Source organism: Streptosporangium brasiliense (genome assembly GCF_030811595.1).
GTDB lineage: Bacteria > Actinomycetota > Actinomycetes > Streptosporangiales > Streptosporangiaceae > Streptosporangium > Streptosporangium brasiliense.
Window position 1 is genome coordinate 3167620 of sequence record NZ_JAUSRB010000002.1, and the last position, 19060, is coordinate 3186679.

At 73.2% G+C, this 19060-nt stretch carries 15 protein-coding genes; 14 read left to right on the forward strand and 1 reads right to left on the reverse strand.

Going from position 1 to position 19060, the window contains the following annotated elements; genetic code table 11:
- The first annotated feature begins 96 nt into the window (after positions 1-96).
- The 14 genes from J2S55_RS23245 (at position 97) to J2S55_RS23310 (ending at position 17728) form a co-directional block, all read left to right on the forward strand.
- The gene (locus tag J2S55_RS23245; RefSeq protein ID WP_306864722.1) at positions 97-708 is read left to right on the forward strand and encodes a TetR/AcrR family transcriptional regulator; all 612 of its coding nucleotides are present in this window, start codon (positions 97-99) and stop codon (positions 706-708) included.
- A 196-nt stretch (positions 709-904) separates the two neighbouring features.
- Positions 905-3025, forward strand: coding sequence for an amylo-alpha-1,6-glucosidase (locus J2S55_RS23250; RefSeq protein ID WP_306864725.1), 2121 nt, complete (start codon positions 905-907; stop codon positions 3023-3025).
- Positions 3026-3115: 90 nt separating this feature from the next.
- Positions 3116-4222 (forward strand): glycosyltransferase family 4 protein, encoded by a 1107-nt coding sequence (locus J2S55_RS23255; RefSeq protein ID WP_306864728.1) that lies wholly within the window; start codon positions 3116-3118, stop codon positions 4220-4222.
- Between the two features lie 48 nt (positions 4223-4270).
- Positions 4271-5044: an enoyl-CoA hydratase/isomerase family protein gene (locus tag J2S55_RS23260; protein ID WP_306864731.1), complete on the forward strand. Its 774-nt coding sequence runs from the start codon at positions 4271-4273 to the stop codon at positions 5042-5044.
- Positions 5045-5155: 111 nt separating this feature from the next.
- Positions 5156-5620, forward strand: a complete 465-nt coding sequence (locus J2S55_RS23265; protein ID WP_306864734.1) for a hypothetical protein — start codon at positions 5156-5158, stop codon at positions 5618-5620.
- Positions 5617-6840 (forward strand): DUF6395 domain-containing protein, encoded by a 1224-nt coding sequence (locus J2S55_RS23270; protein ID WP_306864737.1) that lies wholly within the window; start codon positions 5617-5619, stop codon positions 6838-6840. The genes J2S55_RS23265 and J2S55_RS23270 overlap by 4 nt, the downstream gene beginning before the upstream one ends.
- Positions 6825-7679 (forward strand): M55 family metallopeptidase, encoded by an 855-nt coding sequence (locus J2S55_RS23275; protein ID WP_306864740.1) that lies wholly within the window; start codon positions 6825-6827, stop codon positions 7677-7679. Before J2S55_RS23270 ends, J2S55_RS23275 begins: the two co-directional genes overlap by 16 nt.
- Before the next feature lie 6 nt (positions 7680-7685).
- On the forward strand, positions 7686-9248 hold the full coding sequence (locus J2S55_RS23280; RefSeq protein ID WP_306864743.1) for a flavin monoamine oxidase family protein: 1563 nt from the start codon (positions 7686-7688) through the stop codon (positions 9246-9248).
- A 64-nt stretch (positions 9249-9312) separates the two neighbouring features.
- Positions 9313-9834 carry a YbaK/EbsC family protein gene (locus J2S55_RS23285; RefSeq protein WP_306864745.1) on the forward strand — a complete coding sequence of 174 codons (522 nt, stop codon included), beginning with the start codon at positions 9313-9315 and terminating at the stop codon, positions 9832-9834.
- A 131-nt stretch (positions 9835-9965) separates the two neighbouring features.
- The gene (locus tag J2S55_RS23290) at positions 9966-12104 is read left to right on the forward strand and encodes a serine/threonine-protein kinase (RefSeq protein WP_306864747.1); all 2139 of its coding nucleotides are present in this window, start codon (positions 9966-9968) and stop codon (positions 12102-12104) included.
- Positions 12101-14077, forward strand: a complete 1977-nt coding sequence (locus J2S55_RS23295) for a serine/threonine-protein kinase (protein WP_306864750.1) — start codon at positions 12101-12103, stop codon at positions 14075-14077. The genes J2S55_RS23290 and J2S55_RS23295 overlap by 4 nt, the downstream gene beginning before the upstream one ends.
- Before the next feature lie 59 nt (positions 14078-14136).
- Entirely contained in the window at positions 14137-15585 is a 1449-nt protein-coding gene (locus J2S55_RS23300; protein WP_306864753.1) for a serine/threonine-protein kinase, read from the forward strand.
- A gap of 387 nt (positions 15586-15972) precedes the next feature.
- Complete coding sequence (locus tag J2S55_RS23305; protein WP_306864755.1) at positions 15973-16755, forward strand: electron transfer flavoprotein subunit beta/FixA family protein; 783 nt, start codon at positions 15973-15975, stop codon at positions 16753-16755.
- Positions 16756-16774: 19 nt separating this feature from the next.
- The gene (locus J2S55_RS23310) at positions 16775-17728 is read left to right on the forward strand and encodes an electron transfer flavoprotein subunit alpha/FixB family protein (RefSeq protein ID WP_306864759.1); all 954 of its coding nucleotides are present in this window, start codon (positions 16775-16777) and stop codon (positions 17726-17728) included.
- Positions 17729-17854: 126 nt separating this feature from the next.
- Here the strand turns inward: J2S55_RS23310 and J2S55_RS23315 are convergent, their stop codons facing one another.
- Positions 17855-19048, reverse strand: a complete 1194-nt coding sequence (locus J2S55_RS23315) for an MFS transporter (protein WP_306864762.1) — start codon at positions 19046-19048, stop codon at positions 17855-17857.
- Positions 19049-19060 lie beyond the last annotated feature (12 nt).

A 19060-nucleotide genomic window follows, 5' to 3' on the forward strand; every position in this document is an offset into this window, starting at 1 on the left:
CTCCTGAGAAAGGGGAAGTTCTAACGGGGCTGTGGTTCCGTTAAGATGAGATGACCATAGCACCGATGGGCATGTAAATGGAACTGGAGAACCGTTATGACCGTTGAAGGCGCGGAGCCGGGGACCGTACGGCCCGGCGGCAGGACGGCCCGGGTGCGGGAGGCGGTCCTGCGGGCAGCCGGGGACTGCCTCGCGGAGCGGGGCTTCGCCCATCTCGACCTCGCCGACATCGCACGCCGCGCGGACGTCGGCAAGACGACGGTCTACCGCCGTTGGGGCACCACCACCGGCCTGGTGGCCGACCTGCTGGTGGACATGGCCGAGCAGTCGCTGCCGCGCACCGACACCGGCTCGCTCATCGGCGACCTGAAGGCCAACGCCCGCCTCGTCCAGCGCACGCTGACCGACCCGCGCCAGGGCGCCCTCTTCAAGGCCGTGATCGCCGCCGCCACCTGTGACGAGCGCACGGCCGAGGCCCTGCACCGCTTCTACGAGACCCGCGTCGAGGAGTGGGCCGTCTGCGTCGAGCAGGCCGTGGCCCGCGGCGAGCTGCCCCCGGGCACCGACGCGCAGGAGGTGATCCGCGCCGTCTCCGCCCCCCTGTACTACCGGCTGCTGGCCAGCGGCGGCCCCCTCGACGAGGCGTTCGCCGACCGCGCCGCCGAGGCGGCCGCGGCCGCGGCGCGCGCCGGCGCCTACCGCGGCTGACCCCGTCGCCCGCGGGCCGGCCGCGCCCACCGCGGCCGCCCCTGACGCCCGCGGGCCGGCCGTGCCTCGCGCAGGGCTGTGACCAGCGATTTCATCGATCCACGCGGGCGGTTCCGGGCGCGCGCGAAGTATTGTCCGCCTCCCGGGGTGGGAATGGCTACAGAGCCGAGACCTCACTCACAGCCCGGAGACGACAGTGAACGGATGGACGTTCGAAGGCCAGCCCGGCGCGCTGGGCGACACCACGGTGACGCTGGTCGAAGGCGGGTCCTTCTGCGTGTGCACGCGCAGCGGCGACATCCTGCAAGGAGGGGCGCAGGGCGTCTACCACGCCGACACCCGGCTGCTGTCGCGCTGGGAGCTGAGGGTGGACGACGTGCCGGTGGAGGCCCTCCGGGTGCTCACGGGCGAGCCGTACCACGCGACGTTCATCGGCCGGGCGGGGCCGCGGCCGGGACGCGCGGAGAGCACGCTGCTGGTGGTCAGGGACCGCTACGTCGGCGGGGGCCTCCGCGAGGACCTGACCCTGCGCAACCTGTCCGACGAGCCGGCCGGATGCGTGGTCGACATCCACCTCAGCTCCGACGTGGCGGACCTGTTCGAGGTGAAGGCCGGCCGGATCCGTTACGTGCCCGACGTGGAGATGACCCCCGACAGGGCGGGGCTGCTGGTCTTCTCCACCAGCCGCTCGCGCGGGGCCAGGGTGGTGGCCGACCCGGTGCCGTTCGCCGTCCCGGGCATGCTCATCTTCCGGACCGTCGTCCCGGCCCGGGGCGAATGGACCGTCAGCCTCCAGGTCAACCCGATCCTGGAGGGTGAGGAGTCGCCCGCCTGGTTCTCCACCCGCCATCCGGTGGAGCACGCCGAACCGGCCAGGCGCCGCGCCGACTGGAGGCGTCTGAGCCCCTCCGTCAGCACCCCCGACCGCGCCCTCGCCCAGGTCCTGCGCCGCTCCAGGGAGGATCTGGGGTCGCTGCGGCTGTTCGAGCCCGACCGGCCCGACGAGCCGCCGAGCATCGCCGCGGGCGCGCCGTGGTACATGACCCTGTTCGGCCGCGACTCGCTGCTGACCTCGTGGATGGCGCTCCCGCTGGACCAGTCCCTGGCGCTCGGCACCGTGCGGCGGCTGGCCCGGCTGCAGGGCAGGATCGACGACCCGCTCACCGAGGAGGAGCCCGGCAAGATCCTGCACGAGCTCCGCTTCGGCGCGCAGCCGGGCGTCTCGGCGGACGGCGGCCTCGCCTACTACGGCTCGGTCGACTCCACCCCGCTGTTCGTGATGCTCCTGGGCGAGCTGCGCCGGTGGGGCGTGCACCAGGAGGCGGTCGACGAGCTGCTGCCGAGCGCCGACGCCGCCCTCGAATGGATCACCAAGTCGGCCGACCCCTTCCTGTTCTACCGCCGCAAGACCGACCACGGCCTGCTCAACCAGGGCTGGAAGGACTCCGTCGACGGCGTCAACTTCGCCGACGGCACCCTGGCCCGCCCGCCCATCGCCCTGGCCGAGGTCCAGGGATACGTCTACGCCGCCTACAACGCGCGCGCCCACTTCGCCCAGGAGGTCGGCGACCAGGTCCTCAAGAAGCACTGGAGCGACCGCGCGACGCTGCTCCGGGAGGCGTTCAACGAGCGGTTCTGGCTGCCGGACCGGGGCTACTACGCCATCGGACTCGACGCCGCGGGACGTCCCGTAGACAGCCTCGCCTCCAACATGGGGCACTGCCTGTGGACCGGCATCATCGACGAGGACAGGGCGGCCTCCGTCGCTGGGCACCTGCTCTCCCCGGAGATGTTCACCGGGTACGGCGTGCGCACGCTGGCCTCCACCATGGGCGCCTACAACCCGATGAGCTACCACAACGGCTCGGTCTGGCCGCACGACAACGCCATCATCGCCGCGGGCCTGATGCGGTACGGCTTCGCCGAGGAGGCGCAGCGGATCGCGTTCGGCCTGCTGGACGCGGCCGAGGTCTTCGGCTGGCAGCTTCCGGAGCTGTTCTGCGGCTTCAGTCGGGACGACTTCGCCTGGCCGGTGCCCTTCCCCACCTCCTGCTCCCCGCAGGCCTGGGCCGCCGCCACCCCCATCCAGCTCGTCCGCTGCCTGCTCCGGTTCGACCCGTGGATCCCCTACGGCCACATCTGGCTGGCCCCCGTCGGGCTGGACAACCTGCGGATCACCGGGATCCCGATCGCGGGCACCCGGATCGACGTCGAGGTCGCCGGCGGCGAGATCTCCGTCACCGGCCTGCCCGAGGGGATCACCGTGCACCGTGAACCACGCCATCCCACGACGGCGGTCCTCCATCACGTCCCCTGACGCCCCCTCCCCAACCCCCCCGCCCCCGGTAGCTCGATCAGTTGAATCCGGATGCTTCTGACCGGCCGGAAGGCCGTAGGCGAGGTTGGCATGATCTCTGAGACAGGTTTTTCGGAATGGCCCGACGGGCTGCGCATCGTGATGATCGCCCCGCCGTGGTACGACGTACCGCCCCACGGTTACGGGGGCATCGAGTCGATGATCGCCGAGCTGGTCGCCGGGCTGTCCCGGCGCGGGCACGACGTCACCTTGATCGGGGCCGGCCGGCCGGGGACGTCCGCGCGTTTCCTGGCCACCTGCGACACGCCGCCCTCCGAGCGGATCGGCGAGGCGATGCCCGAGGTGCTGCACGCGGCCAGGGCGCAGGCCCTCGTCGCCGGGCTCGACGCCGACATCGTCCACGACCACTCGCTGGCGGGGCCGCTGACCGCCGACACGCGGCCCGTGCCGACCGTGGTGACCTGCCACTACGACGTGGAGGGCGAGTTCGGCGAGTATTACCGGGCGCTCGGCGAGACCGTGTCGATGGTCGGCATCTCCGATGCCCAGCGGCGGTCCGCCCCGGACCTGAACTGGGCCGGGACCGTCCACAACGCCGTCGAGACGTCCTCCTTCCCCTTCCGGGAGGACAAGGAGGACTGGGTGCTGTGGCTCGGCCGGTTCAACGGGGACAAGGGCGCGCACCTGGCCATCGACGCCGCCCGCGCGGCCGGGCGGCGTATCCTGCTGGCCGGCAAGCTCACCGAGCAGGTGGAGCACCACTACTTCGATGAGCAGGTCAGGCCCCGGCTCGGCGCCGACGCCGAGTACATCGGCGAGGCCGACGCCGTCGGCAAGCGCGAGCTGCTGGCGGCGGCCCGCTGCCTGCTCTTCCCGGTCCTGTGGGAGGAGCCGTTCGGCATGGTCATGATCGAGGCCATGGCCTGCGGGACGCCCGTGGTCGCGCTCGGCCGGGGGGCCGTGCCCGAAGTGGTGGTGGACGGGGTCACCGGGTTCGTCCGCGGCGACGCCGGGGAGCTGCCCGAGGCCGTCGAGGCGGCCGGCGGGCTCGATCCGCACGCCTGCCGGGCCCACGTCGCGGGCCGCTTCGACGTCGAGGTGATGACGGAGGAGTACGAGAAGGTCTATCGCCGGGTGATCGCCGGCCCCGCCGGCCCCGCGGAGGAACCCATGAGCCTGGCACTGCCCGCCAACTAGGCCGCGCCTCTATGTTGGGGTGACGGAATTTTCGGCGGAGGGACGGCCATGGGTGAGTTCGTGCGGGTGGAGACGGCCGAGGGGATCGCGACGATCAGGCTGGACCGGCCGAAGATGAACGCGCTCAACCGGCAGGTGCAGGAGGAGATCGCGGCCTGCGCCCGGCAGGTGGACGCCGACCCCGGCGTCTACGCCGTCGTCCTCTACGGCGGGGAGCGGGTCTTCGCGGCGGGCGCCGACATCAAGGAGATGGCCGACATGTCCTACGCGGACATGTCGGCGCACTCCGCGGTGCTGCAGAGCTGCTTCACCGCCGTGGCGGAGATCGGCAAGCCGGTCATCGCCGCCGTGACCGGCTACGCCCTGGGCGGCGGCTGCGAGCTGGCCCTGTGCGCCGACATCCGGATCGCCGGCGAGTCGGCCAAGCTCGGCCAGCCGGAGATCCTGCTGGGCATCATCCCCGGGGCGGGCGGCACCCAGCGGCTGCCCCGCCTGGTCGGCCCCGCCAGGGCCAAGGACCTCATCTTCACCGGCCGCCACGTGCCCGCCGCCGAGGCACTGGAGATCGGGCTGGTCGACAGGGTCGTCCCCGACGCCGACGTCTACACCGAGGCGCTGGCCTACGCCGCCAGGTTCGCCGGCGGCCCCGCCCTGGCCCTGCGCGCCGCCAAGCAGGCCGTCGACCGCGGCCTGGAGGTCGACCTGGACAGCGGCCTGGAGATCGAGCGCCTGCAGTTCTCGGCCCTGTTCGCCACCGATGACGCCAAGGCCGGCATGCGCGCCTTCGCGGAGAAGTCCCAGGCCAAGTTCACCGGCCGCTGAGGCGTTCCCGGGCGAGACGGCGCGGGCACCGGTCCGGGCGGTGCCGATGTCGGCAGGACCCTCGGGGTAGATCAGGCTTTGCCGGTATCGTTCCAGACTATGGTTCGGTCAGTGAAGCACGCTCTGGTGCCTGCCCGCCTACGGCGCGCGGTGCGCGGCTGGTTCGACTCCCGATACATCTCCCTGGCCGATCACCGCCAGGACATCAGGGACGCGCTCTGGGAGGTCCAGACGCTGAGCCGGGAGGTGACCGCGCTGCGGGCCGAGATCGACAGGCTCCGGGCGCAGGTGGCCAAGGCCGGGGTCGAGGAGGCCCGGGCCCGCCGCTGGGACGACGCTCACCGGCTGGCCCAGGAGACCGCGGTCGCGATGGACCGGGTGCTCCAGAACGAGGTGCTGCTCTGGCAGGCCGTGGACCGCCTCCCGGGCGGCCCGCCCGCCGCGGGCGCGGCCGGCGTGGCCGCGCCCCCCGGCGCGGACCGGTCCTCCGGTGGCGCCCTGGACCGTCTCGCCGGGACCGGCGCGGACCGGTCCTCCGGGAGCCGTGCCGACGGATCCTCCGGGAGCGGCGCATGAGGGCGACCTGGGCCGCGGACGGCGGCGTCTGGCATCTCACCTTCCGGCTCGATCCCGAGGACGCCATCACCGGGTTCTGCGCCGACGGCCAGCCGCTGAAGCTGGCCACCAACTCCTTCCGGGTCGAGCTGCCGCGCGAGCCGTACGACGTCCACCCCGACCTGTCGGCCCTGGCCGCGTGGACCGTCGTCGCGCCGTGGACCCGGCGCGCGATCGTCTTCGACCGGCCGGTCTCGCCGGAGTTCGCCGCGGCGATCCGGTCGGGCTGGGGGATCGAGGCGGGGCCCGTCGGCGGGGCGGCGCGCTCCGGCGGCAGACTGGCGATCTCCTACAGCGGCGGCGCCGACTCCGCGGCGGTGGCCGCGATGCTGCCCGACGCGCCGTTCGTCCACTTCCAGCGGGTCTCCCACCCGCGCGTGCCCAACCGCTGGACCCACTACCGCGCCGACGTCCTGGCCTCGCTGGCGGCGCGGACCGGCCGCGAGCTCACCGTCGTCCGTTCCGACCTGGAGTTCACGCTCGCCGAGCCCCGGCCCGGCTACCCCGAGCACCACGCGGTGGCCGCCGGGGCGCTGCTGCTGGCCGACGAGCTCGACCTGGGCGGGCTGGCCTTCGGTTACGAGCTGGGCTCGCGCTGGCTGGGCGGGGACCGCTACCTGCTCCGCTACACCCCCGACAACCCGATGTGGTCCCCGCACGGCGCCTGGGGCCGGGCCTTCGCCGCGGCGGGCGTGCACATCGTGCTCCCGGTGGGCGGGGTGAGCGAGGCCGTCACCATGCGCCTGGCCCTGGAGTCGGACCTGCGCGAGCAGGTCCGCTGGTGCCTGCGCGGGGTGGACGGTCCCTGCGGCACCTGCGGCAAGTGCCTGTACAAGGAGCTCATCCAGGCCGCCGTCGAACGCCGCCCGCTGCGCACCACCGTCACCCCGGGCCGCCCGGTCGCGCGCAAGTGGCAGGAGCCCCCGCCGTACGGCGGGCAGGAGATGATCGAGTACGGCTGCGCGCGGGTGCCCGGTGTCGAGGACACGGTCTTCGGCAGGGCCGCGGAGTTCCTGGGCGCGACCGAGGCGTCGACGTCCTGGCTGGAGCGCTGCTATCCGCCCGCGATCGAGGAGATCCCCGAGCCGTGGCGGGAGCAGGTCCGTGACTTCATCGCCGAAGAGGTCGGGTTCATGAGCGACGACGAGGCACGCCGCGTCGAGACATGGGGGATGTCGTGAAGGTCTACCTCTCGGTGGACATGGAAGGTGTCACGGGGTTGACGGACCCCGAGGAGATGCACGCCGGAGGCCGGGGCTACGAGCGCGGCTGCGAGCTGATGACCGGCGACGCCAACGCGGTCATCCAGGGCGCCTTCGACGCCGGGGCCGAGGCCGTGCGCGTCAACGACGCGCACGGGTCGGTCAAGAACCTAAGGATCGACCTGCTCGACGAGCGGGCCACGCTGATCCGGGGGCCGGGCAAGCCGCTGCGGATGGGACAGGGGCTCGACGCGAGCTACCGGGCGGCCTGCTTCGCCGGATACCACGCGCGGGCCGGGGTCCAGCACGGAGTCCTCAACCACACCTGGATGGGCAAGGAGATCCAGAACGTCTACCTCAACGGCGAGGTCTGCGGCGAGACCCGGCTGGTGGCGTCGTTCGCCGGGTCGCTCGGCGTGCCGGTGGCCCTGGTGACGGGGGACGAGGCCGTCTGCGAGGAGGCCCGCGAGCTGCTCGGCGACGTCGAGACCGTCGCGGTCAAGAAGGGCGTCGACAAGTTCTCCGCCGAGCTCCTGCCGCCGGCCGTCGCCCAGGCCCGCATCCGCGAGGCCGCCGCCCGCGCGCTCAACCGGGTCGCGGACTTCCGTCCCTGCGCCCCCGAGCCCCCGTTCACCCTGGGCGTGGAGTGGAACTCCACCGCGATCGCCGCCGGATGCGCGCTCATCCCCGGCGTGAGATCGGCCGGCCCCCGCCACACCGAGTTCACCACCGGCGACTTCTCCCAGATCATGGCGTTGATGGGCATCTTCTCCATGATCGGCGGCCAGATCGCCTGCGGCAGCGGCGTCTACGGCTGACACGTCATGAGTGATTCCACTGCGATGACCCGCAGGGCGCTGCTGCTCGGTGTGGGCGCGGCCGGCGGCGCCGGGGCCATGTTCGCTGCCATGGGGGCGCTGGGCCTGGCCCCCGACGCCCAGGAGAAGGCGTTCGTCCCCCCGCAGCCCTCCGACTTCGCCCTGCGCGGCCGGGGCGCGGCGAAGGTGGTGGTCCTCGGGGCCGGGGTCGCCGGGCTGACCTGTGCCTACGAGCTGGGCAAGGCCGGATACGACTGCACGGTCCTGGAGGCCGCCGACCGGGTGGGCGGCAGGAACCTGACGCTGCGCGCCGGGGACCGGCTGACCGAGAAGGACGGCGAGACCCAGACGGCGGAGTTCGGCGAGGGGACCTACTTCAACGCCGGGCCCGGGCGGATCGCGCAGTGGATGGTCACCATGGACTACTGCCGAGAGCTGGGCGTGCCGATCGAGACGTTCGTCAACAACAACGCCTCGGCATATGTCTACACGCGCGGCATGACCGCCCCGGCCCGGGCGCGCACCGCCCGCGCCGATCTCTACGGATACGTCGCGGAGCTGCTGGCCAAGGCGACCGACGCCGGCGCGCTGAACCGCCGCCTCACCAAGGACGACCGCGAGCGGCTGGCGGAGTTCCTGCGGCGCTTCGGCGACATCGGCCCCGACCTGACCTACCGGGGCTCCACCCGCCGCGGCTTCGAGACCTACCCCGGGGTCACCGGTGGCGTCCCGGTCGGCGCGCCGCCCTCCCTGAGCGACGTGCTCGCCGCCGGCACGGGCCGGGCGCTGACGATGGACTTCGGCTACGAGCAGGCCATGCCCATGTTCCAGCCGGTGGGAGGGATGGACGCGATCGTGACCGCCCTCGTCCGGGCGGTCGGCCGCGACCGGATCAAGACGGGCGCCCGGGTCACCGGTCTCAAGAACCTGCCCGACGGCGTCGAGGTCGCCTACCAGGGCGGCACGATCCGTGCCGACTACTGCGTCGCCACCCTCCCGCCCCACCTGCTCGCCCGCCTCCCGCACAACCTGGGCGCCCCGATCACCGCCGCGCTCCGCACCCCCGTCCCGGTCGCCGCCGGCAAGATCGGCCTGGAGTACGGCAGGCGCTGGTGGGAGATCGACGACCGCATCTACGGCGGGATCACCGAGACCGACCTGGACATCACCCACATCTGGTACCCCTCCCACGGCTACCACTCCGGCAGCGGCCTGGTCGTCGGCTACTACAACACCGAGGAGAACGCCCACCTGTACGGCGAGCTGTCCCACCGCGACCGCCGCAGCCGCGCGCTCACCCAGGGCAAGAAGATCCACGGTGAGAAATACCGCACCGAGCTCCGCTCCAGTGTCTCGATCGCCTGGCAGCGCCAGCCGCACATCGAGGGCGGCTGGGTCTACTGGCCCTCCCACCAGGGGGCCTTCACCCTCCTGCAGCGCCCGGCCGGCCGGGTCTACTTCGCCGGCGACTGGCTCACCCATCTGATCGCCTGGCAGGCCGGGGCCATGGAGTCAGCCAGGAAGGCCGTCACCGAACTCCACCGGCGGGTCCTCCAGACCTCCTCCTGAGCCCGCCGCGCGGCCGTACAGTCTCTGGAGCGGGCAATCAGGCACGACCCTGAAGGAGACGACGATGGCGATCGGGACACTTGACTGGGTGGGGGCCGCCGCGCGGCCGGACCTGCTGGCGGAGCCGGTGGCGCGGGCGGTGGCGGGGCTCGACGGGGTCGAGGTGGCGGAGATCGATCCGGCGCTGGCGGACACGGCGGCCTTCTGCGAGCGCTACGGCGTGGGGCTCGAGGAGTCGGCCAACTGCGTCATCGTGGCGGCCAAGCGGGCCGGGGAGGTCCGCTACGCCGCCTGCCTGGTGCTCGCCACGATGAGGGCGGACGTCAACGGGGTGGTCCGGCGTCATCTGGACGCGCGGAAGATCTCGTTCGCGCCGCAGGACGACGCGGTCGGCCTGACCGGGATGGAGTACGGCGGGATCACCCCGCTGGGGCTGCCCGAGGAGTGGCCGGTGCTCGTGGACGAGGCCGTGGCGGCCCACCCGGGAGTCGTGATCGGCAGTGGCGTCCGCCACTCGAAGCTGGCGCTCCCGGGCGCCGTGCTGGCCGGTCTGAAAACGGCCGAGGTGCTCCGGCTGGCGAACTGACGCCGAAAAGAGATTGAGTGTTACCGCGCTTTGGGAAACCGTTGGAGCCCGGCAGACGTTGTTCAATCGAAGAATATGGCCTGATGGTTCATCTCATGGGCGGTGTTTAAGCCGGTATGGTTCTTCATGCCATGAATCAGGACGACCGACTGGGCCCCTACCGACTGCTCCGGCGGCTCGGTGAAGGCGGCATGGGTGTGGTCCATCTCGCGGTCGACCCCCAGGGCCGGCAGGTGGCGGTGAAGGTCCTGCGGGCGGAGGTGGCGGGCGACGACGTCGCGCGCCGCCGGCTCTCGCGCGAGGTGGAGACCATGCGGCGGGTGCGCACCGAGCACATCGCCGAGGTGCTCGACGCCGACGTGACCGGCCACCGCCCCTACATCGTGACCCGATACGTCCCGGGCCAGCCGCTGGACGAGCAGGTCAAGCAGGACGGCCCCATGGAGCTGCCCGCGCTGCTCAAGGTCGCGCACGGGGTGGCGTCGGCGCTGGCCGCCGTGCACTCCGTCGGAGTGATCCACCGTGACCTCAAGCCGGGCAACGTCCTCATCCTGGACGGCCAGCCCGTCCTCATCGACTTCGGCATCGCGCAGGCCGTGGACGCCACCCGGCTCACCCAGACCGGCATGTTCATCGGCACGCCCGGCTACCTCGCCCCGGAGATCATCGAGGGTCACGAGGCGGGTCCCGAGGTGGACGTGCACGCCTGGGCGGGCACGCTGGTCTTCGCGGCCACCGGCCAGCCGCCCTTCGGCAAGGGCACGCTGGAGATGATCTTCTACAACATCACCGCGGGCAAGGCGAACGTGGACGCCGTCCCGCAGCCGCTCCAGCCGGTGCTGCGGGCCGCGCTCCAGCGCGACCCGGCCAGGCGGCCCAGCGCCGCCGAGCTCGCCGCGCAGGTGGAGCGCCTGCTGCCCAGGGCCGGCCGGCCCCGGGTGCCCGACGAGATCACCACACTCCAGCACCTCGACGACTCCGGCCGCCCGGCGGGCCAGGGCACGGGCGGTCAGAGCCTCCTCGCCGGGCCGGGCGTCCCGGGTCAGGGCCCCGTCACCGGGCCCGGTGTGCCGGGCCGCGTGGGCGACCCGGGTGACGTGCCGACCCCGGCGGCCTCCCGCCCGGCGGGTCCGCCGCAGTCCACGCCGTGGCCCCCGCAGCCGCAGCCGCAGTCGCGCGAATACGTCTCGCTGCTCGGGGAGCAGCCCTACGACCCGGCCTCCACCCGCAAGGTGACGGCCGAGGAGCTGCGTCAGGCGGCGGCCCAGCAGGCCTCGCACGACCTGCCGACCGGCCTGCTCAGCCCCGAGGACATCCCCACCCGGGGGCGCTTCGACGGCGGCCGGCCCGGGGCCGACCCGGCGAGCCCGCTGGAGGCCACGGCGCCGGTGCCCGACGGGGAGATCCCGACCCAGCGGGTCCGCCCCCAGGACCTGGCCGAATACGTCCGCGGCTACACCTCGCAGCCCGGCCACCTCCAGCAGTCCGGCCCCGCCCCGCAGCCCGGCTACCCTCCGCAGCCCGGTCCCGCCCCGCAGCCGTATCCGCCGCAGCAGGCGGCCTTCGAGCAGACCCCGCACGTCCGCCAGCCCGCGCCGCCGGCCTACCCCTATCCGCAGCCGTCCCAGCCGCAGCCGCCGCACCTCGGGCAGCGCCCGGGGCACACGCTGCAGCGCTCCAAGGCGTACGGCGTGGCGAGCGCGATGATGCTGATCCTCATGGTGATCGCGGCCGTCCTCGCGCCGGTCATCGTCGCCGCCGTGGCGATCCCGGTGGCGATCCTGCTGCGGGCCGCCGACATCGCCCAGCCCGCACTCAACGCCCGCCGCCCGGTGGGCGCGGCCGCCGCCGACGTGTTCCGGGTGCTGAGCCAGCCGGCCGCGCTGCTGAAGTCGGCGGGCATCACCGCCGCGCTCGTCCCCTACGCGCTGATCCTCGGCCTGCCGGTGACGCTGCTGCTCACCGTGCTCGCCGTGCGGATGCCCCCCGCCAACGCGCTGAGCTGGGGGACGGCGGTCGCGCTCTGGACGGTCTGCGCCGGGCCCGGGGTGGAGGGCCCCGGCCGGCAGATGCGACGTACCCTGGCATCACTGCTGCCTTCGCGCAGCGCGGCCATGATCGTGGCCTCGGTGCTGGGCGCGGTGGCCGCACTCATGATCCTTGTCGCGATCGGCACCGTGGGGGACAGGGCACGACCGGCGCGGTGGGCGCCTGTCGATGTCGGAACGGTGGTGACGGAACTGACGGATCTACGGAAGGCGGCGCGATGACGGGGGAGACGCAGGCGCCTGAGCGGTTGGGACCGTACCGCCTGCTCAGAAAGATCGGCGAAGGTGGCATGGGGGTCGTCCACCTGGGGCTCGACGAGGACGGCCGGGAGGTGGCCGTCAAGGTCCTGCACCCGCACGTGGCCGCCGACCTCAAGGCCCGCGACCGGCTCACCCGCGAGGTGGAGACCATGCGGCGGGTGCGCAGCTCGCAGGTCGCGGAGGTTCTCGACGCCGAGCTGACCGGCGCGCAGCCCTACATCGTGACCCGCTTCGCCCCGGGCCGCACGCTGGAGGAGACCGTCCTCGCCGACGGGCCGCTCCCGGCCGACGAGGTGATCAAGCTCGCCCAGGGCATGTGCGCGGCGCTCGTGGCGATCCACGCCGCCGACGTCATCCACCGCGACTTCAAGCCGTCCAACGTGATGATCGTCAACGGTGAGCCGCTGGTCATCGACTTCGGCATCGCGCACCTGGTCAACGCCACCCGGCTGACCCAGACCGGCATGTTCGTCGGCACGCCCGGCTACCTCGCACCGGAGATCATCCGGGATACCGAGATCACCCAGGCGGCCGACGTGCACGCGCTGGCCTCGACGGTCTTCTTCGGGGCGACCGGCAAGCCGCCGTTCGGCACGGGCAGCTTCGAGGTCGTCTGCTTCAACATCATGGAGGGCCGGGCCAACATCGACCTGGCCCCGGTCTGGCTGCGCGGCTGGCTCCGCCAGGCCCTGGCGGTCGACCCCGCCGACCGGCCGAGCGCGCAGGCGCTGCACCGGATGGCACGCGCCCTCGACCCCTCGGTGACGGTCTTCCAGGAGACGCCGCCCCCGGCCCCCGCCGACGGCGGCACCCGGGTGTTCGACGCCGGCGACGGCACGAAGGTGCTCAACACCGACGGCACCAAGGCGCTGGGCGGTCAGGGCGCGTCCCCCTCCACCCCGCCGAACGGCACCCGGGCGCTGCCGCAGGACGGCACCTACGCCGACCTGCTGACGCCGGTGGAGTACGCCAAGCCGGAGCGGCGCGAGCGCAGGCCGCGCGCTGAGCCGACCCGCTCCTCCGAGGCGGCCCCGCCGCCCTACGTCCCGGCCACCCCGCCGCCCTACGTCCCGGCACCGCCCTCGGCGCGGCAGCAGAGGCCCGCCCCACCGCCCTACGCCGACCAGCGGGTCGCCGGCTACCCGCCGCCCCCGCCGACCGGCCAGGCGCAGCCGTACGCGCCGCCGGCCGTCCAGCCCCGGCCGCACACGCCGCCGCAGGAGCGCCCGCACACCGAGCCGCAGAACCGGCCGCGCTACCGCACCGGCCACCCGCTGGCCGCGGTGCTGCTGCTGACGATCCTCGTCGCGCTGGCCTGCGTGCGGCCGGTCATGGTGAGCGCGTTCGCGCTGGTCGCGGCGCTCTGCCTGCGGGTCGGCGAATACCTCTTCGGAGACCTGGCCCAGCGCCGCTCGGTGCGGGGCAACAGCGCCACCGACCCGCTGCTCCTGGTCCTCGGCACGCCATGGGCACTGATCAAGGCGCTGCTCGCGACGCTGATCACGGCCCCGCTGGCCGCGATGTTCGGCATGTGCGCGTGGGGCGGCCTGGTCTACATCGGGAAGATGGAGACCGACCCGGCCGCCGCCTACGCGGCGGGCGCGTTCGTGGCCGGGCTGTTCGTGCTGCCCGGCGGCGGCAAGCCGCGCAGGGCCGTCTCCCGCGCGCTGACCGGTGTGATCCGCAGCCCCGGGGCGGCCATGGTGACCACGATCGTCCTGGGCACGCTGGCGTTCTTCTCGGTGATGGCGGTGCTGGGGGCGGCGCCGTCCTTCGCGCCGTGGGACGAGCCGACCGACGTGGTCAAGCAGCTCACCAGGGAGTGGCAGGCCCAGGTGGAGAACGGCAAGATGGGCGTGCTCGACCTCATCGGCGGTCTGGTCAAGGACCTGATGACGAGCCTCGGTCTCGGGTTCCTCACCTTCGGAAAGTGATCCGTGCGCGATCGGCCCCGCTGATGCACGATTGAGGGGGACAGGCCGGAGGGAGTCGCATGGGAGCGCCGGACGGTGAGCGTCTAGGCCCGTACCACCTGCTGTCGACGCTCGGGGCGGGGGGCTTCGGCGAGGTCCACCTCGCCCTCGACCCCGAGGGGCGCACGGTGGCCGTCAAGATCCTGCACCCGCACGTCGCGGCCGACGCCACGGCCCTGGCCAGGCTGGCCCGCGAGGTGGAGACCATGCGGCTGGTCCAGGGGCCGCACGTCGCCGAGGTCCTGGACGCCTCGCTGGAGGGCGCCCACCCCTACCTGGTCACCCGCTACGTGCAGGGCCGCCCGCTCAGCGCGGTGGTCGCCGCGGACGGCCCGGTCGGGGGCGGCGACCTCGTACGGCTGGCGCGCGGCCTGGCCGAGGCCCTGGCCGCCGTCCACGCCGCCGGGGTCGTCCACCGCGACCTGAAGCCGGCCAACGTGATCCTGACCGACGGCGGGCCGGTCGTGATCGACTTCGGCATCGCCTGCGCGCTCGACTCGGCCTCGGTCACGGTCTCCGGCGCGGTCCTCGGCACCCCCGGCTACCTGGCGCCGGAGGTGCTGGAGGGCACGGGCGCGGGGGAGGAGGCCGACCTGTTCTCCTTCGGCGCCACGCTGGCCTACGCGGCCACGGGGCGGCACCCCTACGGCATGGGACCGCCCTCGGCGGTGGGCTACCGCGTCGTCCACCACGACCCCGACCTGGAGGGCGTGCCCGGCTGGCTGGAGCCGCTGCTCCAGGAGTGCCTGCGCCGGGATCCGCCGGCCCGGCCGTCCGCCGCCGAGCTCCTGGACCGCCTGGGCGCCGCGGGGCCGGCCGTCCACGCGGTGATCCCGCGGTCGCGCCCGCCCTCCTCGGCCGCCACGGAGGTCCATGACGCCGCCGGCGCCCGGGAGCTCGGGACCCGGGAGCCCGGCAGGGCGCGGGAGTCCGTGAGGGCGCAGGAGGCCGCCGGGACGCGGGGGGCCACGGGGGCGCAGGAGGCCGCCAGGGCCCACCGGGCCACCCTGGCCCGGGAGGCCGCCGACGTCCAGGACACCGCGCTGCACGAGGCGGTGGCGGGGGGCACGGTGCAGGAGCTCAGCACCCGGGAGTGGCGTCCGGGACGCCGTCCGGCCCCCGGCAGGCCCTCGGCCGAGGAGGCCCGCGAGCGCCGCCGGGCGGTCCTGCACCGCCGCTGGGTCATCGGCACCGGCCTGCTGGTGTCGCTGGCGGCCGCGACGGCCAGGGAGCCGCTCCCGGAGGTGTCGCTGCTGCTGCTCACCACCTACGGCCTGGCGACGCTGGTCGACGGGGGGATCGCCCTGTTCGCCCGCCGCAACCGCTCGCGGGCGGTCGTGGATCTGGCCTGCGGCGCCGGCGCCGTCGCGCTGTGGGCCGTCCTCGGCACGTTCTTCAGCACGCTCACCCTCGCCCTGGCCCTGGGCACCGTCGTCTTCGTCCTGGTCGCGATCCTGATGGCCAGCTGAGGGCCGGTCCGCGCTCCCGCGCTCCCGCGCTCCGGGCCGGCCCGCCCGGCGGCCGAGGGGCCCAGCGGTCACGGATCCGACACGGATCCCGCGCACGGATTCCGGAATATAGTTCGGTATGGTGGGGGAGGCAGCCGGGCGGGCAGCCGGCCGGTCGTCTGGCGCGAGCCGTTCGACCTGGTGGTTTGCACCTAAACTACTGATGGGTAACATGATGTCGGGGGCCAGGACGGGCGAGCCCCACCCGGCCACCCGCTGTCACACCGCCCTCGGGCACCTGGCAGTCTTGGCACCACGTGCACGTGCCCCGCGTGTGCGTACCGAGCATCCGGCGCCAACCGCAGCGACGCGGTGGCGCACGCGAACACGGGAGGTCGGCCACCGGCCATGAACATCGTCGTCTGCGTGAAGCAGGTCCCCGACACGGCGACCGAGCGCAAGCTGAGGTCCGATGACAAGACGCTCGACCGCGATGCCGCCGACGGCGTCATCAACGAGCTGTGTGAATACGCGGTCGAAGAGGCGCTGCGCCTGAAGGAGGCGCACGGCGGTGAGGTGACCGTCCTCACCATGGGTCCCGACAAGGCCGGCGAAACCATCCGCAAGGCCCTGGCGATGGGTGCCGACAAGGCGGTCCACCTGGTGGACGACGCGCTGCACGGCTCGGACGCGCTGGGCACCTCCTACGCCCTGGCGCAGACGCTCAAGAAGATCGGTTTCGATCTGGTCGTGCTCGGCTCCGAGTCGACCGACGCCCGCACCGGCGTGCTCGCCGCCATGCTGGCCGAGCGTCTGGACGTGCCGCAGCTCACCTTCGCCAACAAGGTCGAGGTGGCCGGCAAGGGCACGATCACCATCCAGCGCGTCACCGACTACGGCTACGACAAGGTGGAGGCCACGCTGCCCGCCGTCGTCTCCGTGGTTGAGAAGATCAACGAGCCGCGCTACCCGTCCTTCAAGGGCATCATGGCCGCCAAGAAGAAGCCGGTCGAGAAGCTCGGCGTCGCCGACGCCGAGATCGACGCCTCCAAGGTCGGCCTGGCCAACTCCTGGAGCGAGGTCGCCGACTTCGCCGTCGCCCCGCCGCGCGCGGCCGGCACGGTCGTCAAGGACGAGGGCGACGGCGGCGTGAAGACCGCCGACTTCCTCGCGTCGAAGAAGTTCGTCTGAGAACGGGGGTTAGCTGAACATGTCTGAGATTCTCGTTCTGGTCGAGCAGGTCGAAGGTCAGGTCAAGAAGGTCACGCTGGAGCTGCTGACGCTCGCCCGGAAGCTGGGCACGCCGTCGGCCGTGTGGGCGGGGCCGGGATACTCCCCCGAGGCCAAGGCCAAGCTGGCCGAATACGGCGCCGAGACGATCTACGTGGCCGACTCCGCCGAGATCGGCGACTACGTCGTCGCGCCCAAGGCGGAGCTGCTGGCCCAGCTCGTCTCCGACAAGTCCCCGGCCGCGGTGCTCGTCGCCGCGACGGCCGAGGCGAAGGAGATCGCGGGCCGGCTGGCCATCAAGATCGACTCTGGTGTGCTCACCGACGTCGTGGGCCTCCAGGACGGCCTGGTCGCCGACCAGTCGATCTTCGGTGGCGGCGTCAACGTCCAGTCGCGCGTGACCAAGGGCACCCCGATCGTCGCGGTCCGTCCCAACGCGACGCCGGTCGAGGCCGCCGCCGGCGCCGGCGCGGAGGAGCAGGTCTCCGTGGCCGTCTCCGCGGCCGCCAAGGCCGCCAGGATCGTCGAGCGCGTCAAGGAGGAGAAGGGCGCCCGCCCCGAGCTCACCGAGGCCGCGATCGTGGTCTCCGGTGGCCGCGGAGTGGGCTCCGCGGAGAACTTCTCCATCATCGAGAAGCTGGCCGACTCGCTCGGCGCGGCCGTCGGCGCCTCCCGCGCCGCCACCGACGCCGGCTGGTACCCGCACCAGTTCCAGGTCGGCCAGACCGGCAAGACCGTCTCGCCGCAGCTCTACATCGCGGCGGGCATCTCCGGCGCCATCCAGCACCGGGCCGGCATGCAGACCGCCAAGACGATCATCGCGATCAACAAGGACCCCGAGGCGCCGATCTTCGAGCTCGCCGACTTCGGCGTCGTGGGCGACCTGCACCAGGTCGTCCCGCAGCTGACCGACGAGATCGCCAAGCGCAAGTAGGCACCGCACGCGAGAACGGCGCCGCACATGTGTGCGGCGCCGTTCTCGTGTTTCCGGGTCCGGGTCCGGGTCCGGGTCCGGTTCCCGGTCGCGGGCGCGTGGGTGCGAGCACTGTCCGGTGGCGGGTCAGGCGGCCATCGAGAGCTCGCGCTCGGAGGTCTCGGACGGGGCGGCGGTCCTGCCGGGCCGGGGCAGGAACCGGGCGGCCAGGGCGATCAGGACACCGAGCAGGACGGCGATGGCGAGTGCGGTCCTGAGCGTCGCCACGTCCGAGAGGAAGCCGATGATCACCGGGCCGAGCAGCAGCCCCGCGTAGCCCATCGCGCCGGTCTGGGCGATGGCCGGGCCGGGGTTGTCGACCGCGGCGCCCGCCAGGGACATGGCCATCGGGGAGACCGTGGCCACCCCGACGCCCACGAACAGCATGGCGGCGATGGCGACCAGGGGTGTCGAGGCCGTGAGGACCACGGCGAAGGTGACGGCGGTGACCAGGCCGGAGGTGATGATCATGCCGCGTGCGCCGAAGCGGGCCCGGACGCGGTCGCCGGCGAGCCGGCCGAGCAGCATGCCCGCCTCCAGGATCGGGTATCCCATCGCGGCCAGGGCCTCGGGGGCGCCGAGGACGTCGCGCAGGTAGAGCCCGTTCCAGTCGGCGACGGTGCCCTCGACCATGAACGCGCAGAACGCGATCACGCCGAGCAGGTAGACCACCGGGGGCATCCGGTGCCGGCGGGCCCGCGCCTCGCGGCCGACGGCGACGACGGGGTCGGGCAGGTAGGCGCGGCTGACGAAGGCCAGCAGGGGCAGCGAGATCAGGGCGACCAGGGTCAGGTGGGCGGTGAAGGACAGTCCCGCCGCGATGGCCGCGGTGCCCAGCAGGCCCGCGGAGATCGCGCCCACGCACCAGCCGGCGTGCATGCCGTTCATCAGCGGGCGGCCGTAGGCGCGCTCGACCGTCGAGCCCTGCGCGTTCATCGCGACGTCCACCGCGCCGAACGCCATGCCGAAGAGCCCGGCGGCTACCAGCAGCGACGGGAACGTGGGGGCCCAGGCCAGCAGGGCCAGGGCGGCCGCGCAGAGGGGGGCGCCGACCCGCAGGATGCTCCGGCTGCCGAAGCGCGTCATCACTCCGCGCATCGACTGCATGGTGACCAGCGCTCCCAGACCCCACACGAGGAGGGTGACGCCGATCGACCCCTCGGACAGGCCGAGTTTGTCGGAGAGCGCCGGGATGCGCACGGTCATCGATCCACACATGAGGCCGGCAAGCACGAATGTGAGAACCGCTCCGGTGCGAGCGGTCCTCAGGTCGCGGGTCATGGCTCAGTCCCT

Bases quoted from the DNA above. Each gene is read 5' to 3' on its own strand.
- J2S55_RS23295 (WP_306864750.1), top strand. From the start codon at position 12,101: ATGACGGGGGAGACGCAGGCGCCTGAGCGGTTGGGACCGTACCGCCTG.
- J2S55_RS23300 (WP_306864753.1), top strand. From the start codon at position 14,137: ATGGGAGCGCCGGACGGTGAGCGTCTAGGCCCGTACCACCTGCTGTCG.
- J2S55_RS23310 (WP_306864759.1), top strand. From the start codon at position 16,775: ATGTCTGAGATTCTCGTTCTGGTCGAGCAGGTCGAAGGTCAGGTCAAG.
- J2S55_RS23270 (WP_306864737.1), top strand. From the start codon at position 5,617: ATGAGGGCGACCTGGGCCGCGGACGGCGGCGTCTGGCATCTCACCTTC.
- J2S55_RS23280 (WP_306864743.1), top strand. From the start codon at position 7,686: ATGAGTGATTCCACTGCGATGACCCGCAGGGCGCTGCTGCTCGGTGTG.
- J2S55_RS23275 (WP_306864740.1), top strand. From the start codon at position 6,825: ATGGGGGATGTCGTGAAGGTCTACCTCTCGGTGGACATGGAAGGTGTC.
- J2S55_RS23290 (WP_306864747.1), top strand. From the start codon at position 9,966: ATGAATCAGGACGACCGACTGGGCCCCTACCGACTGCTCCGGCGGCTC.
- J2S55_RS23245 (WP_306864722.1), top strand. From the start codon at position 97: ATGACCGTTGAAGGCGCGGAGCCGGGGACCGTACGGCCCGGCGGCAGG.
- J2S55_RS23305 (WP_306864755.1), top strand. From the start codon at position 15,973: ATGAACATCGTCGTCTGCGTGAAGCAGGTCCCCGACACGGCGACCGAG.
- J2S55_RS23315 (WP_306864762.1), bottom strand. From the start codon at position 19,048: ATGACCCGCGACCTGAGGACCGCTCGCACCGGAGCGGTTCTCACATTC.
- J2S55_RS23260 (WP_306864731.1), top strand. From the start codon at position 4,271: ATGGGTGAGTTCGTGCGGGTGGAGACGGCCGAGGGGATCGCGACGATC.
- J2S55_RS23285 (WP_306864745.1), top strand. From the start codon at position 9,313: ATGGCGATCGGGACACTTGACTGGGTGGGGGCCGCCGCGCGGCCGGAC.
- J2S55_RS23255 (WP_306864728.1), top strand. From the start codon at position 3,116: ATGATCTCTGAGACAGGTTTTTCGGAATGGCCCGACGGGCTGCGCATC.